The organism is Streptomyces sp. NPDC048415, from assembly GCF_040651675.1.
Taxonomy (GTDB): domain Bacteria; phylum Actinomycetota; class Actinomycetes; order Streptomycetales; family Streptomycetaceae; genus Streptomyces.
The window spans coordinates 50,423-68,725 of record NZ_JBEZKJ010000043.1; the positions used below are offsets into that span (position 1 = coordinate 50,423).

14 protein-coding genes are annotated in these 18,303 nt (G+C 72.0%); 10 read left to right on the forward strand and 4 right to left on the reverse strand.

Annotation, left to right across the window (positions count from 1 at the left end):
* Window positions 1-8: 8 nt before the first annotated feature.
* The 6 genes from AB0D27_RS25770 to AB0D27_RS25795 are packed head-to-tail and all read left to right on the forward strand — an operon-like array spanning window position 9 to window position 11,093.
* Window positions 9-1,502, forward strand: coding sequence for a hypothetical protein (locus AB0D27_RS25770; RefSeq protein ID WP_362513145.1), 1,494 nt, complete (start codon window positions 9-11; stop codon window positions 1,500-1,502).
* Window positions 1,499-3,049: a hypothetical protein gene (locus AB0D27_RS25775; RefSeq protein WP_362513148.1), complete on the forward strand. Its 1,551-nt coding sequence runs from the start codon at window positions 1,499-1,501 to the stop codon at window positions 3,047-3,049. The genes AB0D27_RS25770 and AB0D27_RS25775 overlap by 4 nt, the downstream gene beginning before the upstream one ends.
* Window positions 3,030-3,332, forward strand: a complete 303-nt coding sequence (locus AB0D27_RS25780) for a hypothetical protein (protein ID WP_362513149.1) — start codon at window positions 3,030-3,032, stop codon at window positions 3,330-3,332. Before AB0D27_RS25775 ends, AB0D27_RS25780 begins: the two co-directional genes overlap by 20 nt.
* Entirely contained in the window at window positions 3,329-5,206 is a 1,878-nt protein-coding gene (locus AB0D27_RS25785) for a hypothetical protein (protein ID WP_362513152.1), read from the forward strand. Before AB0D27_RS25780 ends, AB0D27_RS25785 begins: the two co-directional genes overlap by 4 nt.
* A complete protein-coding gene (locus tag AB0D27_RS25790) occupies window positions 5,203-6,978 on the forward strand; it encodes a toll/interleukin-1 receptor domain-containing protein (RefSeq protein ID WP_362513154.1) in 1,776 nt (591 codons plus the stop codon). Before AB0D27_RS25785 ends, AB0D27_RS25790 begins: the two co-directional genes overlap by 4 nt.
* On the forward strand, window positions 6,975-11,093 hold the full coding sequence (locus AB0D27_RS25795) for a hypothetical protein (RefSeq protein WP_362513155.1): 4,119 nt from the start codon (window positions 6,975-6,977) through the stop codon (window positions 11,091-11,093). The genes AB0D27_RS25790 and AB0D27_RS25795 overlap by 4 nt, the downstream gene beginning before the upstream one ends.
* A gap of 31 nt (window positions 11,094-11,124) precedes the next feature.
* On the opposite strand, the gene msrB is transcribed toward AB0D27_RS25795, so the two are convergent.
* The 4 genes from msrB to AB0D27_RS25815 form a co-directional block, all read right to left on the reverse strand.
* Window positions 11,125-11,532 (reverse strand): peptide-methionine (R)-S-oxide reductase MsrB, encoded by a 408-nt coding sequence (msrB, locus tag AB0D27_RS25800; protein ID WP_362513158.1) that lies wholly within the window; start codon window positions 11,530-11,532, stop codon window positions 11,125-11,127.
* A 28-nt stretch (window positions 11,533-11,560) separates the two neighbouring features.
* Window positions 11,561-12,949, reverse strand: a complete 1,389-nt coding sequence (murC, locus tag AB0D27_RS25805) for a UDP-N-acetylmuramate--L-alanine ligase (protein WP_362513160.1) — start codon at window positions 12,947-12,949, stop codon at window positions 11,561-11,563.
* 88 nt (window positions 12,950-13,037) lie between these two features.
* Window positions 13,038-13,511 (reverse strand): indole-3-glycerol phosphate synthase, encoded by a 474-nt coding sequence (locus tag AB0D27_RS25810; RefSeq protein ID WP_362513163.1) that lies wholly within the window; start codon window positions 13,509-13,511, stop codon window positions 13,038-13,040.
* A gap of 154 nt (window positions 13,512-13,665) precedes the next feature.
* Window positions 13,666-14,460, reverse strand: coding sequence for a pyrimidine reductase family protein (locus AB0D27_RS25815; protein WP_362513166.1), 795 nt, complete (start codon window positions 14,458-14,460; stop codon window positions 13,666-13,668).
* 37 nt (window positions 14,461-14,497) lie between these two features.
* On the opposite strand from AB0D27_RS25815, the gene zapE reads away from it, so the two are divergent.
* The 4 genes from zapE to AB0D27_RS25835 all read left to right on the forward strand — a co-directional run bounded on the left by zapE (window position 14,498) and on the right by AB0D27_RS25835 (window position 18,220).
* Window positions 14,498-15,598: a cell division protein ZapE gene (gene zapE / locus AB0D27_RS25820; RefSeq protein ID WP_362513168.1), complete on the forward strand. Its 1,101-nt coding sequence runs from the start codon at window positions 14,498-14,500 to the stop codon at window positions 15,596-15,598.
* Between the two features lie 159 nt (window positions 15,599-15,757).
* Entirely contained in the window at window positions 15,758-16,096 is a 339-nt protein-coding gene (locus AB0D27_RS25825; RefSeq protein WP_362513171.1) for a hypothetical protein, read from the forward strand.
* A gap of 70 nt (window positions 16,097-16,166) precedes the next feature.
* A complete protein-coding gene (locus AB0D27_RS25830) occupies window positions 16,167-16,745 on the forward strand; it encodes a carbonic anhydrase (RefSeq protein WP_362513174.1) in 579 nt (192 codons plus the stop codon).
* Window positions 16,746-16,753: 8 nt separating this feature from the next.
* A complete protein-coding gene (locus tag AB0D27_RS25835; protein WP_362513177.1) occupies window positions 16,754-18,220 on the forward strand; it encodes a SulP family inorganic anion transporter in 1,467 nt (488 codons plus the stop codon).
* Window positions 18,221-18,303 lie beyond the last annotated feature (83 nt).

An 18,303-nucleotide genomic window follows, 5' to 3' on the forward strand; every position in this document is an offset into this window, starting at 1 on the left:
CGACAACCGTGGGTACACGCGCAGAGGCCATCGCGCGGGAGCTCGACGCCGAGTACGCCGGAGTCGGCTGGTGGGGCACGCTCTACCGCGCGCCGCGCCGCCGCCGCTGGTACCGGCTGATCCCGGTCGAGGAGATCAACGGAGAGCAGCGGTCCGAACTGCTGGCCTGGCAGACCCGCCCGCGCCGTCCCGACCTGGTCCCCGTGGTGCCCGGTGAGCAGGGCGAGCAGCGGCAGCTCGCCGGCCGCTGGTTCCAGGTCGTCTGCTACGAGACCGACGCGGGACGCAGCCTCGCCGACGCCCTCGCCGGGCGCGAACCGGCCGGACGGGTCGCGTCCGTGGCCGACGCCCTGCGGGCGCTCCCGGGCTGGCGCGCGGCGATCGGCCCCGACCTGGTCCCGCTGCCCGCCGACATCGTGCTGGCCGGGCACGGCCCGCTGCTGCTGCCGCTGCCGGCCTGGGGGGCACCCTCCCTCGGGGAGGTCTTCGCCGAGCCGGAGCGGCTGGCCCATCTCACGCCGGAAGCGGCCCGTGGTGTCCCGGCCGGCGACCGGGACCCCGGGCTGCACGCCCTCGGCGTCGCGGCGCTGCGCTGCTTCGAGGAACCGCCGGACGCCGACACCGAGCGGCTCCTCCAACGCGCGGCCTGCGCCACCGTGTTCGCGCCGCGCCCGCGCGACAGCCGGCTGCCGTCCTGGATGCGGCGGGTGGAGCCCGTGCGGGCGGTACGGGAACAGCTGCGCGCCCTCACCGGCCCCCACACCGCGGGGAAGGTGAACCTGGATCCGCTGCTCCTGTCCGACGCCCTCGACGAGGCGCGCCGTGCGATGGACCCCGTGGTGCCGGTACGTGCGCTCCGTGCCGCGGGCGAACCGCGCAAGGCCGTCGGACTCGCTCAGGCGGCTCTGGTCGACCGGCCCGGGTATGCGCTGCTGCTCCTCGCGGCCGAGATCGCCCACCAGGATCTGCGGGACCCGCTGGAGGCGCTGTCCCTGCTGGAGCGCGCGGTGCAGGCGGACCCGGAGCGCGGCGAGGCCTACGCGGCACAGCTGTCGATCACCGGCGGCCTGTGGTCCGTGGTCCAGGGCCGGCTCGCCGGGGCCACCGATGGTTCCTTCGCACACCGGCTCCTCACGACGGCCCGTACCGCCTTCGACCGCCTGCCGCCCGGACTGCGCCGGGATCACGCCCACGAGATGGCCCTCTGCCTCATCGGCCAGGGCGAACTGCGTGAGGCCAACGCCTTCGTGCACCAGTGGCTGCACGACGGGGACACGCTGATGTGGTGGCGCTTCGACCTCATGCTCGACTACGCCGAGACCTTCCTGCTGCTCGGCCGACTCGACGCGGCCGAGCAGGTCGCCGACCAGGTCAGGGCGGGCCTGCGGCGCGTCCGGGAGAGCGGCCGGATGACACAGCGCGACATCCATCGACACGGCATGCGGTACGCGGACTTCGTCCGGGACCTGCATGAGAGGCGAGGCGGGGAGGCCGGGGCGTGATCACGATTCTGCTGGCGGCCGTCCTGCCGGTGCTGTTCTTGTCGACCGTGGCCAGTGCCTCGTACTTCCTCGTGGTACTGCCGCGCCGCTGGCGGCTTCCCTACGAGCAGTCGCTGGAGCTGCTCGACAGCGACGACCGCGACGAGCTGGAGCGGGCCGACCGGCTTCTCGGGCAGGCCGTCAACGCGGGGCCCCGGGGGCGGGCGCTCGACCGGATCCGATTCGCGCAGGCCTATGCGCGAGCGATGCTGGGGAGGTACGAACCGGCACGCTACGGCGCCGCCGCGACCGTGCTCGACGAGCTGATCGCCACCGAGGGCCGCACGGAACACACCGCCTACCTGGAACTGTGGCTGCACGCACGACTGGACAACCACGACCGCGTCACCGACCTGTACGCGGAGCACACCGCGCTGCTGAACGCCCGCCCGCAGAGCCGCCGTATCGCCGCCATCTCCCACCTCCAGCTGGCCGTCGGGCACTGGCGGCGGCGGGAGACCGACGGGGCACTGCACCACTTCGACCGCGTCCGTGAGCTCGGCGAGCTCACCGAACGGATCCCGCCCGAGGTGAACGACCTGCAACTCGTCAAGGGCGTTCAGGCGGTGTTCGACGGTCGGACCGACGAGGCCCGCGACGCGTTCGGCGAGGCGCACAAACGCGCCGCCGATCGGGAACTGTCCACTGCCGAGGCCGCGTTGGGGACCCTCGTCTGCGACTGGGCGGACGGCGATCCACATGACCTGGGCGAGCGGCTGGACCGGCTGACGCGGCAGATGGAGGAGCGGCCACCGGACGATCCCACGACAGGACTGCTGCGCACCGGCATCGCGCTGCTGAGACTGCTCGCGCTCCTGCGGGAGTGGCTGCTCAGGCCCGCCCTGTCCGGGGCGCCGTGGCCGCCCGACTTCGAGGAGTTCGAGCGGCGGGTGGCGGCGCTGCGCGAGGCCGATCCCGAGCTCGGCGATGCCGCCCTCGTCGAGGGTCTGATCCGCTACTACTTCGCCCTGAGCCAGCCCGAACGCGAACAGGCCCTCGACGTGCTGGACGGCGGAACACGCCTCGCCAAGGGCATCATGCTGCCCGAGGTGCTGGACCTCATGGAACGCGAGCGTGCGCTCGGCGGGGAGGGAGACGCCGTCTCCCGGTACCTCGCCCTCGTGGGCGAGTTCCTCCAGGATCCGGACCGCTCCTCCGAGGACCGGGCCCAATACCGGCGTCTCCAGGCGAAGTTCACGCGGTTCGGCGACCCGGGCGACCTCGACGACGGAGCCGTACCCCAACAGCGGGCCCCGCTCGACGACTTCCGGCGCCGCTCCGAGGCACTGCGCCGCCGCATCGAGCTGATCGTGTATCCGAGGCTCCGCGACCTCGCCGAGGACGACCCGGCCAGGCTCGCCCTGCACGCACTGCTGGAGGAACTCGAGGCCGCCTCCAAGGTGTACGCCGACGGCGCCGAGGTCCTGCACGGGGCGGAGCGGAAGCTCATCACCAGTACCGGAGAGATCCTGCTGCCCGAGGAGACCGATGACCAGGATCGTGCCTAGGCGACGGACCGGCGCACGGTCCCGGCTGGCCGAACTCGTGCCCGGACGGGGCCGTATCGCGGACCGTGCCGCGCTGCTCGACCGGCTCGCCCCCGTGGAGCACCGGCCCGCGGCGGACGAGGAGCAGCTCTTCGAGCAGGCCGGGCTCGCCCGGGTGCTGCTGCTCATGGTGAAGGTGGACCAGGAGGCCGAGTATCTGCTCTGCCGGGAGCTGGCGGAGCACGCGCTCGGCAGTGTGCCCGAGCCCGGGGAGTCGCCGGACCTCGGAGAGGAGTACGCGTGACCGGCAGCGAAGGTGACCGCCACTCGTTCCGGGAGATCGGCCCCGTCCCGTCGCTGCGGACGCCCGCCTTCGAGTTCACGGAGGTCAGGGGCCACGGGGAGGTGGCCGAACACGACCGGCGGCTGGAGGAGCTGGCCCGCAGGGCGGCCGCCGAGGCCGTCTCGGACCGCTTGCTGGTCCTGACGCCCGTCGTCGGTGCGCTCGCCGAGATGTCGCTGAACCTCGGCGACGACGAGGATCTCCTGGAGGACGCGCGGGCGAACGCCCAGTCCGGCGCGTACGACCTCGCTCTGGAACAGTTGAGCGAGTACCTGCGGATCAGGCCGGAGCACCAGGAGGCCCGCTACCTGCGCGCGTTCTGCATGTACCGCCTGGACGGGCAGGACCAGGTGGAGGCGCTGCGGATCCTGCGTCCACTGCGTGACGAGCCGATGGCGGACGAGCTGCGCGAGCGGGTCCGCGACCTCCGCCGCGAACTGCGCCGCCGTCTCACCCCGCTCGAGATCACCGCCTACGCCCAAACGGTCCGCTCCGATCCCCACGGTGCGCTCGACCGTGCGAAGGCGTTCCTGGAACTGGCCCCGGAGGAGGGCTCCCTGTCCCATCTCGTCGCCCTCGGCCAGGCCCGGGACGGCGCGCTGGAGCAGGCCCTCGACACCGCAACCCGGGGCGCCGCCGAGGCGGACGTCGACAAGGAACAGGTCTCGTCGCTGGCGCGCAGGCTGCTCCTCCCGTTCCTGTGCCCCGTCGCCGAGCCGGCCGTCACGGCGTTCAAGGAACGCGACCCGCGCCGGGCCCGCGCCGAGCTGTCCCGCATGGCCCCCCGGTGGCGCCACAACGCCGTCGTCGACGACTTCGACGCCATCCTCGCCCTGTGGATCGCCCGCCCGAACAGCACCTCGCCGCCGATGCCGAACCTGCCCGCCGACCGTGCCGAGGACGTCTACTCACTGATCGCCGAGTCGGACGGGCAGACGGCCGCAGCGCTGATGCAGGCCGGCCTCGCCCACGAGGCGGAAAGGCTGCTGGCCCGTGTCCTGGCCCTGATCCCGGGCTTCCGCTGGCTCAACTTCCTTTACGCGGCCTGCCTCCTGCGGCTGGGCCGCGATCCGGAGCGTGCGGCGACCTGCGCCGAGATCGCCCGGCGCGATCCCACCATCACCCAGGCCGGCGAGCTGCTGGAGGCCATCAGGGGCTGGCAGGAGGCGACGGTCATCAACCCCGCGGTCGCCGAGTACGTCGCCGCCATGAAGTCCGTCAGCGGCGGGGTGTCCTCCGGCCGGCTGGCCGCCCTGCGCACCCGGCTGCTCGACCTGCAGCGCGAACTGCCCACGCTGCGGGGGGCGGCCCGGACCGAGCGGGGCGGACAGGCCGTCCAAGAGCTCGGGAAGGCGATCGGCCAGCGGCTCGCGGAGATCGCTGACGCCATGGTCGTCAGCGAGCTCTACGACCGGTACGACGCCATCATGTCCACGGTGAAAGGCGGTGTCCCTGACGCCGCGGCGGCGGACCGGCTCGCCCGCTCCCTCGACGAACTGGCCGCACGGATCAAGGACGGACGCCGGGGCACCGGGAAGAACACCGGAGGCGATTCCTTCGAGGAGCTGGCGAAACTGGTGTCGGCGCGCCGCTCGGAGGTCGAGCGGGTGAAGACGGGACTGAAGGTGTCGGCTCTCGTCAGACGGTTCAACGAGCTGGCCGAGCTGACGGCGACCAGTTTCGGACCGCGGGATGTGTACACGATGCGGACCAGGCTGATCAGCATCCGCGACGACGCCCAGAAGTTGCGTCGCGATTCCAAGCGCGCCTTGGACCCGCGGGACCTGGAGCTGCTCGACGAGCTGATCGCCGCGATCACGAGGACGCGGATATGACGACGGACACGACGGGGGCCGCGTCCGGGGCCGAGCGCTGGGACGTGTTCATCAGCTACGCCCGCGAGGACTACATCCAGGCCAAGGACCTGCACGACGCGCTGAGCGGGTGTGTGACCGCCGACGGCGCGGCGCCGAGGATCTACCTCGACGTGTCCCGCACCGGCGGCACACCCCTGGGCGCGGACTGGCAGAGCTTCCTTGAGGAGGCCCTCCCCCGCAGCCGCCATGTCGTGGCGCTCTATTCGCAGACGTACTTCGACAAGGACGTCTGCCAGTGGGAGCTGCACGAGGCGTACAAGCTGAACCCGCCGGAGGGCGGTCGGCTCATCCCGCTGCTGATCGATCCGGGGGCCGTCAAGAAGATCCCCTACCTCGTGCACCGGATCAACTGGATCCCCACGTCGAGGCCGCACTGGATCGATGAGGTGTGCAAGGTCCTGGGGCTGCGCGCTGCCGAGACACGCCCCGCCCTCCGATTCGACACATCGGTCGCCGGCGCGGTCGCGGGCCACACGCTGCCGCCCCTCAGGGTGACCGGCTCGACCCCGGAGGGCGTATCCCCGTGGCCGGCCGGGGCGACGGTCGCGATCTCCGCGCAACCGCCCACCGTCGAACTGACCGGGACGCTGTCCGCACCGATCACCGAGAGCACGGCTGTCTTCGGCGACCTCGCGTTCCGCACGCCCACGGCCGAGGTGCGGCTCATCGCGACCGCCCCCGGCTGCGAACCGGCCATGACGGCGCCCTTCCCGGTGCGGGCACCCGACGAGCAGCCGTCCTGGGACGAGGTCGACCGTCCCGTCCTCGCCGCGCGCGGGCAGCCGGTCTTCTTCCCCGACGGCCGGACGCTGGCCGTACGCGACGGGCGGACCCTGACGTTCCATTCGGCGGAGTACGAGGTCACGGGTACGGCGCGGCTCAGGGAGCGGCCGCGGTTGTGGGCGCGCGGGGAGCACTGCCTGGCCGTCGCCGACTGGTCGGGGCGGGTGGTCCTGGCGGCCCCGGACCGGCCGGTGCGGGTCGTGGACCTCCCGACGCCGCGTGGTGCGCGTTTCAACGTGCCGGGAGCGCTGGCCTTCGCCGGGGACGTCCTGCACGTCGGCATGTGGGGAGGGGCCGTGTGGTCCCTGTCCCTCGACTCCGAGGAGCCGGAGCTGGCGCTGGAACACCGGTCCGGCGTCCAGGTGTTGGCGGCCGACGGCGCGGGGCTGCTGGTGGGCGGTCTCGACGGGAAGCTCACCGGCTACGAGGACTACGCGGAGGGCCGGGCCGGAGCGGAGCGCACTCTGGAACCGGTGCTTCTCGCCCTCACGCGCGTGCGGGACTTCGCACTCGTCGTCGGCGAACACCGAATCCACCGGCTGGATCTGGCCGGTGGACGGCTGCTGCAGGTCACCCAGCCCGTGACGGCGATCACCGGGACGCTGCCGGGCGGCGAACTGACCGCGATCGTCGACGCGGCGGGCCAAGGTGTCTCCTTCGATGCCGAGTTGGCGGTGCGCGTCGGGTTCCGCACCGTGCCGGGCGCCCGGCCGGTGGGCTCCGGCCGGGACGGGCGACTGCTGGTCCTGAAATACCCCGACGGCTCCCACGCCCTGGTCCGCGACGGCCGTACCACCTATGTCTCCGGGCACCCGATGACCGTCTCCCCGGACGGGCGACTGGCGGCGGTGTCGGACGGGGAGCGGCTGCTGATCCTGTCGTCCGAGGAGCTGGACGCCGCCGACGGGAGCGCGGATCCCGGGAGCGGGCGGGAGGAGCCTGCATGACGTCCCGTACGCCGCTGGAGAACCGGCCCGATGTGCTGTGGCGCATGGTCTCCGGGCTGTGGTCGAACCTCGAACAGGGGCTGCCGCTCACCCAGGGCCAGTTGGACGCGGTCGTCGAGGCCTGCTTCCGGATCGGTGTGCATCCCGCCACCGACGCGGCGACCGCGCTGACCATGCTGACGCGCGCCCACCGGCTGGACGGCACGAATCCCAAGCACCCGTACCACGTCGGGCTGCTCTATCTGCGGCACGGGCGACCGGAGGCAGCCGTACGCTGGCTCACGGCGGCGGCCACTCTGTCTCCCGTCAACCACCGGATCTGGGCCCATCTGAGCCTCGCGCACCGCGTACTCGACGACCAGCGCCCGAGCGTGGCCGGCTCCGACGGGAACCATCGCGCGCGTGCCGAGACGATCGCCGCAAGGATCCGCGAGGGCGGACACGACTTCCCCTCGGAGGACGGCTCGGAAGCCACGCAGCCGCCCGCGCTGCCGTTGTTGCGCCCCGGAGAATGCCGGTGGACCGGAATCCACGACATGGCGGCCGACAGCCGGCTGGGCGGCAACACGACCACGCAGACCAGGGACACACTCGCCGCCGAGTTGGAGGGCATCGCCGAACTGGCGGGCCGCCGCCGAGGGGGGACGGCCGCGTTCACCGTCCTCGCCGTGCAGTGGATGGTGTACGGCTATCCGACCACGACCGTGCGTCGCCTGGCGAAGCGGCTGCCGCCGGACGACGGCCCCGCGACGCGCATGCTGCACCTGGTCTGCGATCTCTTCGAGACCGACCGCGCCGAACTCCCGGCCCGGCTCGCCGCCTGTCTCGCCGACGGCTCCCTGCCTGAGGTGCTCATCGCACTGATCCACCGCCGGCGCCTCTTCTGGCGTCCGCTCGTGTTCCCGGACCTCGGTGCCCACGCGGCGGCGAGGGAGTTCACCGATGGTGATCCGGAACGGCACGAGAAGACGCTGCGGCTGGCGTCGGAGCAGCTCGACCCCGACCCCGCCGAGCCGATGGCGGACGTCTCTCAGCCGGCCGAACCCGCCGAGCCGGACGCGCCGGGTCCCGATGAGCGGCTGGCGGCGTTCGAGGAGGCCGCCGCCGGTCTGACCGACCTCGCCAAGGACGCACAGGCCCACGCCAAGACCCTGGCCGCGGCCACGGTGACGGACGCGACCGGCTACGCCCGGGCCTGCGGGGACCGGGACGTCCTGACGGGCTTGGCGAAACGCCTGGAGGCCGTACGGCAGGCCCGGTTGGAGGAACTGCGGCGGTTCCAGGACACCGAGCCGGCCGGTCTGGTGATGGCCTTCGAGGAGTTCCAGCGGCGGGTGGGTGAGTGCCAGACCCTCTTCCAGGAGCCCCTGGGCAGCCTGCGCACCCTTCTGAGCAAGCGGATCGGCAAGCGACTGGCGGCGAAGGAGAAGGACTTCGCGGCGACCCTGCCCGCGCCCACCGACCGGGCACTGGCTCTTGAGGACCGCCTCTCCGCCCTGGAGAGGCCGACGGCCGCACCGGCCCTCCGCAGCCACAGCCCCGACGAACAGCTGGCCCGGTTCGAGGAGGCGGCCGCCCAGCTGGCCGGCCTCGTCAACGACGCACTCGGCCACGCCAAGAGCCTGGCCAAGGCCCCTGTGGAACACGAGACCGACTACGCCCGCGCCACGGGAGACCTGGGCGTCCTCACCGATCTGGTGGACCGCCTGGAAACGGTGCGACTGGGCCGCCTGGAGGCCCTGCAACAGCAGCTCAAGGCGCCCGAGGTCTCGGCATCTGGTCTCATCATGGCCTTCTCGGAGTTCCACCGGCGGCTGGAGGAATGCGAGACACGCTTCCAGGAGGGCCCGGCCCCTCTGCGCAACGTCCTCACCAGGAGAGTCCGCAAGAAGCTGGCGGCGAAGCAGGCGGAGTTCGCGACCACCTCACCCGCGCCCTCGCCGCCCGCCCTGGCCCTCGCGGAGCGCCTCTGCGGCCTGGAGGAGCAGCAGCCCCGTACGGCCCCGGCCACGCCGGCGGCAACCGGCGCTCCGTCTCCCGGCCGCCGTCCCTCTCCCCCGCCGCCGCTCGTCCAGGCAGGTCCGCGCGAGCGAGTCGAGCACGCCCTCGCCGTCGCCGAGCGCAGCCTCGACGCCAACTTCGCCGAGGCCTGGCGGACCGTGGACGCCTACCCGGCCGAGCTGAGGCACCGGGAGGCGGTCGCCCTGTTGCGCGCGTATCTCGGCGGGCACCAGGCGGAGGCCGATCTGCGGCTGGGGCGGACGGTGGCGGCCCGGCGACGCTGGAACACCATGCTCACCTACGACCCCCTGGACCCGGCCGTACTGCGCAACCTCGCGGTGGCGCACACCTCCGCGGGTGACCTGGGCCCGGCCGCGCAGGCGTGGAGCCGCCACCTCGAAGCGCTGTACCTGAAGGCTCTGCTCGACGGGGACATCCGTCGCGGCGCCGCCCAACGCGCCGAGTTGCACCGCGTGCTGGCCGCGTCCTTCGGCACGGCCCTCCTCTGCCCGCGCTCCACGGCCGACCACGAACCGGACGGGGCCCCGGGGCAGCTGGCACCGGTTCTGGCCGCCGCGGGCAAAGTCGCGATCGCCCTCGCCCATCTGCGGCTGGAGGAGCTCAACCACGCGCTCTCCCACCGCGGCGCGACCCCCCTGCTCGGCGTCGGCCGCTCCGTCGGGAACGCCGGACTGGCCGCCGCCCGGGACCGCCGTACGGCCGCCGTCGAGGCAGCCGTAGGGCTGCTCCCGTCCCGGGTCCGGGAACCGTTCGGGAAGCTGTGCCGCCGGCGGATCGACGAGGCGTACCGCGAAGCGTCCCAGGCGCGGGGACGCACCCGCAGGCCGGGGGACGAGGCCGAGGAGGAGGCGCACCTGGAATGGGCGCGCGGCCGGCTCCTGTGGAAGCTGCGGCTCGCCGAGGCCGTACGGAGCCAGGACGCCGAATGGCCGCTCACCGAGCACTCCGGCGACGTGATCGCGAACCTGCGCCTCATCGACGCGCTTCCCCTGGATCCGGCGGACGAGGGGCTGCGGCGCAGCGCCCAGCAGCTGGGCGTCCAGGGAGATCCCACGGAGGCCATCGAGCGGTACAACCAACTCTCCGTGCTGGCCTGTGACTTCGCCCTGCAGCGGATCTACGGGGCGGCCGAGGAGGCGACGCCCGGCCCCGCGACGCGGCACTTCTCCGACCGGTTCCGGCGTGCGGCGCGCTCCTGGGGGCGCAACGCCGACAGCGTTCCCGAGCGGTACACCGAGCTCCTCGACGACCCGAGGCACCTCTACTACCCGTCCACGGATTCGGCGTTCGCGATCCTGGAGAAGCTGAGGAAGTCCGGCCTTGCGGCCGACGACCGGGAACACGGCATCCTCACGGCTGCCGCGACCGCTCTGGAACGCTGGGTGGAGCGGCTCCCCGGAGCCACCGGCCCCGCCCGCACCCTGGCCGTGCTCCTCGCCGAACTCGACCGGCACGACGAGGCCGGCGAGGTGCTGTCCAAGGCCCGGCGTGAGGCGTTCAGTTCACGGGGGCGACGGCAGGTCGCCCTGTCGTTCGTCCGTCTCGACATCACCCGCGAGAGGTTCGCCGAGGCCGTGGAACTGACGCGGGAGCTTCTCGACGAAGGCTCCGACGACGAGCGGCTGCGCGATCTGCTCACCGAGGCCTACAACAGCTGGATCAACTCCGGGAAGGACGTGCCCACCGCGTCGAGCATCGCCGAGGACTTCGCGCGGTGGACGGACCCCGACACCGTCAGGAACCGCCGGCTGCTCGTCGTGGCCGCGACCATGACCAAGGACCGCAGCAGTCTGGACCCCACGAACGCCACGCGGGCGCTCTCGGACGAGCTGCGCCGGCTCTGGGAGCAGGATCCCGAAAACGTGGAGGCCCGCTACCACCTGGCGGGCGCCCTCTATCAACAGGCGTGGGCGATCCGCGAGCAGATGCGGTCCGCCACGGGCGGGTGGCGCGCGACCCTCCGCGACCGGCTCACGTCGGTACGCACCGAGTGCGAGGCGTGCGCCGCCGAACTCCTGGACTCCGCGACGCTCGACAAGGAGCGGCGCGAGAAGGTCCAGGAGATCCTCCACGCCGTACGCCCGAAGGGCTGACGCCTTACGTGCGGTGGGTTTGTCGAGGAGGTCAGGCCTCGTCGGGCGTCAGCCGCAGCGAAACGCTGTTGATGCAGTACCGCTGATCCGTCGGCGTCGGATACCCCTCCCCCTCGAACACATGCCCAAGATGCGACCCGCACCGCGCGCACCGCACCTCTGTGCGCAGCATCCCGTGCGACCGGTCCTCGATCAGCTCGACGGCGTCGGTGTCCTTCGGGTCGTAGAAGGACGGCCAGCCGCAGTGCGACTCGAACTTCTCCGTGGAGGTGAAGAGTTCGGCGCCGCAGGCGCGGCAGGAGTAGACGCCCGTGGACTTGGTGTCGGTGTACTCGCCGGTGAAGGCGGGCTCGGTGCCCGCCTTGCGCAGGACCGTGTACTCGGCCGGGGTCAGCTCCGCGCGCCACTGCTCGTCCGGCTTTTCGATGTCGTATGACATGAAGTTCAACCCCTCACGAAAGGTACGGCTACTTCGACAGGCGGGTCAGGATCTCGGGGCCGAGGTCCGTGACGTCGCCCGCGCCCATGGTGAGAACGAGATCACCGGGCTTCGCCATTCCCGCGACGACGGAGGGGACGTCCGCCTTGTCGTGGACCGGCGTGACATCCGCGCCCGCCGCCCGCGCCGCTTCGATGATCAGCTCGCTGGTGATGCCCGGGATCGGGTCCTCGCGGGCCGGGTAGATGTCCAGGACGACCGAGGCGTCGGCCAGGGACAGGGCCTCGCCCATCTCCTTGCCCAGCTCCTGGGTGCGGGAGAACAGATGGGGCTGGAAGACCACGAGGATGCGGCCCGGGGCGCCCGCGCGCATGGCCTCCAGGTCGGCCGTCATCTCGGTCGGGTGGTGGGCGTAGGAGTCGACGACCTGGACGCCGGCCTCCTCGCCCTTGAGCTGGAGGCGGCGCTTCACACCGGTGTAGGAGGCCAGGGCCGGGGCCAGCTCCGACGCCGGAATGCCCAGGGCGACTCCCGCCGCCAGCGCCGCGACCGCGTTGTGCGCGTAGTGCCGGCCGGGGACGGAGACCGTGAAGGTCAGCTCCGCACCGTCCAGGACCACCGTCACCTCGCTCTTCAGGCCCTGCGGGACCACGGAGAGCACCCGGATGTCCGCGTCCGCCGCATCGCCGTACGTCACCACGCTGACGTCACAGGCCCTGACACGGCGGGTCAGCTCGCGCGCGCCCTCGTGGTCCGCCGAGATCACCAGGGTGCCGCCCTCGGTGATGCGGTCCACGAACGTCTCGAAGGACTCGTAGATCTCCTCCATGGACGCGTAGTTGGCGTGGTGGTCCAGCTCTACGTTGAGGACGATCGCGACCTCGGGCTCGTACTTGTGGAAGCTGCGGTCCGACTCGTCGGCCTCGGCGACGAAGATCTCGCCGTCGCCGTGCAGGGCGTTCGAGCCGGGGGCGTCGAGGTCTCCGCCGATCGCGTACGACGGGGAAAGGCCCAGGGAGGACAGCGACACGGCCAGCATCGAGGTGGTCGTCGTCTTGCCGTGGGTGCCCGCGACCGCGATCGGGCGCAGGCCGTCCATCAGGCGGGCGAGGGCGTCCGAACGGTGGACCACCGCAATGCCCAGCTCCGCCGCGCGGGCCAGCTCGGGGTTGTCCGCGCGGATCGCGGAGGAGACGACGACGCAGGTGGCGTCGGCGGCGAGGTGGTCGGCCGCGTGCCCGATGTGCACCGTGGCGCCCAGCGCGCGCAGGGCCTCGGCGGTCGCGGACTCCTTCGCGTCGCTGCCCGTCACCTTGGCCCCGCGCTGCGCGAGGATCTTCGCGATGCCCGACATCCCGGCGCCGCCGATGCCGATGAAGTGCGGTCGGTCCATGGCGGTGGGAAGGCCGGGTGCCATGCGTGTCTCCCTGTGCGTACGAGTACGGCGAACGTTCAGCGGTCCAGCCTAAGCCGTACTGTTCACAACCGTTGACAGCCGCCGGTCGCTACGCCTTGCTGTGCGAGAACAGTTTCAGCACCGGTACGCCCACCTTGTGGCGGGCCCGCGATGCCCAGTCGCGGTGGAAGAACTCCTCCACGTAGTGGGGGTCGGTCAGCACGATGACCTCGTCGGCGTCGATCTCGTCGACCAGGGTCTTGAGGGCGTCCAGCGGGTGGTCCTCGATGAGCCGCCCCTCGGCCTCACTGCCGGAGGCGTGCAGGGCCACCAGCGACACTTCGAGGGCCTGCCGGCCCTGGCCGACCGCCTCGTCGCCCTCCGGTGTCTCGCCCTCGCGGGCGGCCTCGTCCAGTTCGCCGAGCGCGACGTCGTCGATGGCGCGCAGCAGCCGGTCCGCCTGGTCTCCCCGGGGCTGGAGCAGCACATGGAAGGCGACCGGCTCGTCGCCGTGCAAGGTGGTGACGAACTCCACGTCGGCGGACGTCAGGGCCTTCTCGATCATCAATACGCTTGTGAACACGACAGGCGCCCTTCTCGTCCGTGGGCCGTCCTGGCCCCTGCGGAAACCATCCTGCCCCGTGACCGCACGGGGTCCCCGAGATTCAGTGTGCCCCGCGGAAGATAATCAGTGTGCCCCGCGGAAGATAAGCGGAACGGGGTATTCCGACGACTCGTCAGGACCGACGGTATCGGGTGTAGAGGAACCCGGCCTCTTCCAGCAGGGATACGAGTTCGAACCGCTTCGGGACCGGGATCGAGGGCCCTCCGGCGATGCGCTGGGCGTCCCCCGTGGCAAGCAGGGGGGACACGGTCAGACAGAGCTCGTCGAGCACCGCGCCCGCGACCAGCTGGCCCAGCAGCCGGGGCCCGCCCTCGGTCAGCAGCCTGCTGAAGCCCAGATCGCCGAGGGCCCGTACGGCCCGCGCCGGATCCACGCCCATGCCGTCCCCGGCGATCACCACCTGGGCGCCCGCCTTCTCCGCCGTGGCGACCCGGTCCGGGGCCGCCGCGGCGCCCGTCAGCACCAGCGTGGGCACCAGGGGCGAGGTGAAGAGCGGAAGCGAGAAGTCCAGGTCGAGGCTGGCCGTGACGACCGCGATGGCGGGCGCGGGGCCCTGTCCGGCGGCCTCCCTCATCGCCGTGAAGGCCTCACGCGCGCGTGCCGGGCGGTAACCCTCCTGGCGGACCGTTTCCGCGCCGACGATCACGACGTCCGCGAGGCCCCTGAGCACCCCGAAGATCCGCATGTCGGTGGCGCTGGAGATGGGCTGCGAGCGCCCGTCGTGCTGGGCGGCGCCATCGAGCGTGGAGACCATGTTGGCGCGCAGCCAGGGCTCGCGGACGTCGGGGTAGGCGTAGGCCTCCGCCAGCTCCTCGATCCCCCATTCTCGGTCCGTCACATCCGTCTCTTGGGCCCCGTCCGAGGCCTGGGCTGCTGTTTCGTAGGTCACAGGGAACAGGCGTCGCATGACGTGCAGTGTGGCACGGCGATTAGAGTGGGTAACCGTGTCGTCCACCACCACCGCCTTCGGGATCGACCCGATATCCGAAGCGGCCCCGCTGTCCCTGTGCGCCCGCGAGCCGCACGTCCCCGCCGACCGGCTCGTCGCCGAGATGGTGCCGCCGCCCCGCTTCGACTCGGTCCGCTTCGCCACGTACATCCCGGACCCGAACCAGCCCAGCCAGACCGAGGCCGTACGCGTGCTCAGCGGCTTCGCGGCCGGTCTCGGTGGCGCGCACGCCATAGGCACCCCCAAGCGCAGGCTGTTCGGCTTCGGCAAGGCCCCGAAGAAGGCGCCCACCGGCCCCCGCGGCGTCTACCTGGACGGCGGCTACGGCGTCGGCAAGACCCACCTGCTCGCCTCCCTGTGGCACGCGACGCCCGCGGAGCCCGCGCTCAAGGCGTTCGGCACCTTCGTCGAGCTGACGAACCTGGTCGGTGCGCTCGGCTTCCAGAAGACCGTGCAGACCCTCTCCGACCACCGTCTCCTGTGCATCGACGAGTTCGAGCTGGACGACCCGGGCGACACCGTCCTCGTCTCGACGCTGCTCGGCAAGCTGGTCGACGCGGGTGTCGCGCTCGCGGCCACTTCGAACACCCTGCCGGGCAAGCTCGGCGAGGGCCGGTTCGCGGCCGTCGACTTCCTGCGCGAGATCCAGGGCCTGTCCGCACACTTCCGCCCGCTGCGCATCGACGGCGAGGACTACCGCCACCGGGGACTGCCCGAGGCCCCGGCGCCGTTCTCCGACCAGCAGGTCACGAAGGCTGCCTACGCCACCGCGGGCGCGTCCCTCGACGACTTCCCGCATCTGCTCGATCACCTCGCCCGCGTCCACCCCAGCCGGTACGGCGCCCTGACGGACGGGCTCAGCGCCGTCTGCCTCACCGACGTGCGGCCCGTCCCGGACCAGTCGACGGCGCTGCGGCTCGTCGTGCTCGCCGACCGGCTGTACGACCGCGAGGTGCCGGTGCTCGCCTCCGGAATGCCCTTCGACCAGCTCTTCAGCGAGGAGATGCTGAACGGCGGCTACCGCAAGAAGTACTTCCGCGCGATATCCCGGCTCACCGCGCTGGCGCGGGACGCGAAGGGTCTCGTGGCGGGCTGAGACCAGCGGCCCAAGGGGCAGGATCGCGCCATACATCCGTCCCGTTTCGGGCGCTCTTCAGGGTGAAACGTCGAGTTAACGCTGCAAACGATTCAGCGGGTTACCGTTGGGGGAAAACGCTGACTGTTGACGCGAGCGAGCAGCCAGGACGGGGGTCCCATGATGCGACGTACGAAGGCGCGGGCCCTGTTCATGGCACTCGCCGCCGTCCTGATCAGTCTGCAACTCTTCGCTCCCCCCGAGGCGTTCGCTTCCGCGCACAAAGGCGAAGTCGCCAACTGCGCCGAGGCCGAGCATCCGCAGAAGGTGGCCCCTCCCCTGGGCGCCCGCCAGCGGATCCGCGACGAGGACCTGGTACCCGAGCCGCCGGCCCGCGCTCTGCTGGTGAGCGACCCTTCGGCGACCTACGCACCGGCCCCGCTCGCCGCCTCGCACCCCCGCGCGTCAAGAGCCTCGACCGACCTCTCCCCTGCGGGACTTCAGGTCTTCCGCTGCTGAGCGGAGCGCTTCCCCCCACGCTCTGTTCTGTAAGCCGACGCGCCCGCAGGGCGCGCCAGGAGGAACTGACATGCAGCCCCTCATCGACCATGCCCGCTCCTTCGGCCGGCGACCCGAGGACTTCGCCTCACTCGCCCAAGGCCAGTCCCCGCAGGCCCTGTTCATCACCTGCTCCGATTCCCGGGTCGTCCCGGCCCTGATCACCGGCGCCCGCCCGGGCGAGCTCTTCGAGCTGCGCACCGCGGGCAACATCGTGCCGCCTTACGTCCCCGGGCGGCCGACCTCCGAGGCGGCCACCGTCGAGTACGCGGTGGACGTGCTGGGCGTCGGCGAAATCGTCGTCTGCGGCCACTCGCACTGCGGCGCCGTGGGCGCGCTGGTGCGCGGCGAGGACCTGACCGGCGTACCCGCCGTGCGCGACTGGCTCGCGCAGGCCAAGCCCCCGTCCGACGCGCCGGACGACGACCCCGCCGTCGCCGACGCGGTGCGCGGCCACGTCCTCGCGCAACTGCTCAGGCTCCGTGAATACCCGTGCGTCGACCGAGCTGTGACAGCAGGTCGACTAGGCCTGCACGGCTGGTACTACGAGGTCCACACCGGTGCCGTACACGTACACAGCGCGGACACCGACTCCTTCGAGGCGCTGTGAGCGCCGGCATGAAGGTCACCTCGAAATTCCCCAACCTGCGGCAGGACTTCGCCGCCTCGATGGTCGTCTTCCTCGTCGCCCTGCCGCTGTGCGTGGGCGTCGCCGTCGCCTCCGGGGTACCGGCCGAACTCGGCCTGGTCACCGGCATCGTGGGCGGTATCGTCACCGGAGTGATGCGCGGCAGCAGCCTCCAGGTGTCGGGGCCGGCCGCGGGGCTGACCGTGCTGGTCTTCGAGGCCGTACGGGAGTACGGCGTCGCCGTGCTCGGAGTCGTCGTGCTTGCCACGGGCCTGCTCCAACTCCTCATGGGCGCACTGAAGTTGGGGCGCTACTTCCGGGCGATATCGGTGGCCGTCGTCGAGGGCATGCTGGCCGGAATCGGGCTCGTGCTGATCGCGGGCCAGCTCTACTCGATGGCGGGCCTGAAAGCACCCGCTTCCGGGCTCGACAAGCTCACCGGGCTGCCGGGGGCGCTCGTCGACGTCGCCGCGAGCACCGAGGCGCTGGCCTCGCTCGGGCTCGGCGTGGGCACCGTCGTCGTCCTCGTGCTGTGGCGGCGGCTGCCGCGACGGGTGCGTACGGTGCCGGCGGCGCTCGGCGCGGTCGTCCTCGCCACCCTCGCGGTACCGGCGTTCGGGCTGCCCGTCGCCACGGTCGAGGTGCGGGGGCTGCTGGGCTCGGTCCAGCCGCCGCCTCTCGACGCCTTCGGCGAACTCGCGAGCGTCGGTCTGCTCGGCACGGTCCTCGCGTTCACTCTCATCGCCTCCGCCGAGTCGCTGTTCAGCGCGGCGGCCGTGGACCGGCTGCACGACGGACCGCGCACCCAGTACGACAGGGAGCTGATGGCGCAGGGCGCGGGCAACACGGTCTGCGGGCTGCTCGGCGCGCTGCCGATGACCGCCGTGATCGTCCGTAGCGCGGCGAACGTCCAGGCGGGCGCGCGGACGAAGGCGTCCCGGGTGCTGCACGGGGTATGGCTGCTGCTGTTCGCCGCGCTGCTGCCCGCCGCGCTCGGCGTCATCCCGCTGCCCGGCCTCGCGGGCATCCTGGTGCACGCGGGCGGGAAGCTGATTCCGCTGCGCGAGACAGCGTCGCTGTGGCGTGAGCACCGGGGCGAGGCGCTGATCGTCGTCGTCACCGCGGTCTCGATCGTCGCCGTCAGCATGTTCGAGGGCGTGCTGATCGGGCTCGCGCTGGCCGTCGCCAAAACGGCGTGGGATGCCTCGCACGTGCGCCTCGAGGTCGTAGACAAGGGCGCCGGTCCCGTCCAGGCGTATCTCTCGGGCAACGCGACCTTCCTGCGGCTGCCGAAGATCCTCGACAGCCTCGAGGCTCTGCCGCAGGACCGGCCCATCGAGCTGGACCTCTCCGGACTGCACCACCTGGACCACGCGTGCCGGACCGCGCTGGAGAACTGGTCCGCGCGGCACAGTACGGCGGGGACCACGCCGGTGAAGGTCACGACAGGGGCCTGATCCGGGGCCGGGGGGGGCGCCCGGGCGCCGCGGGCCCCCCGCCGGGAAGTTAAAAAATAATAGAAAATTTGGGGGGGGCGTAT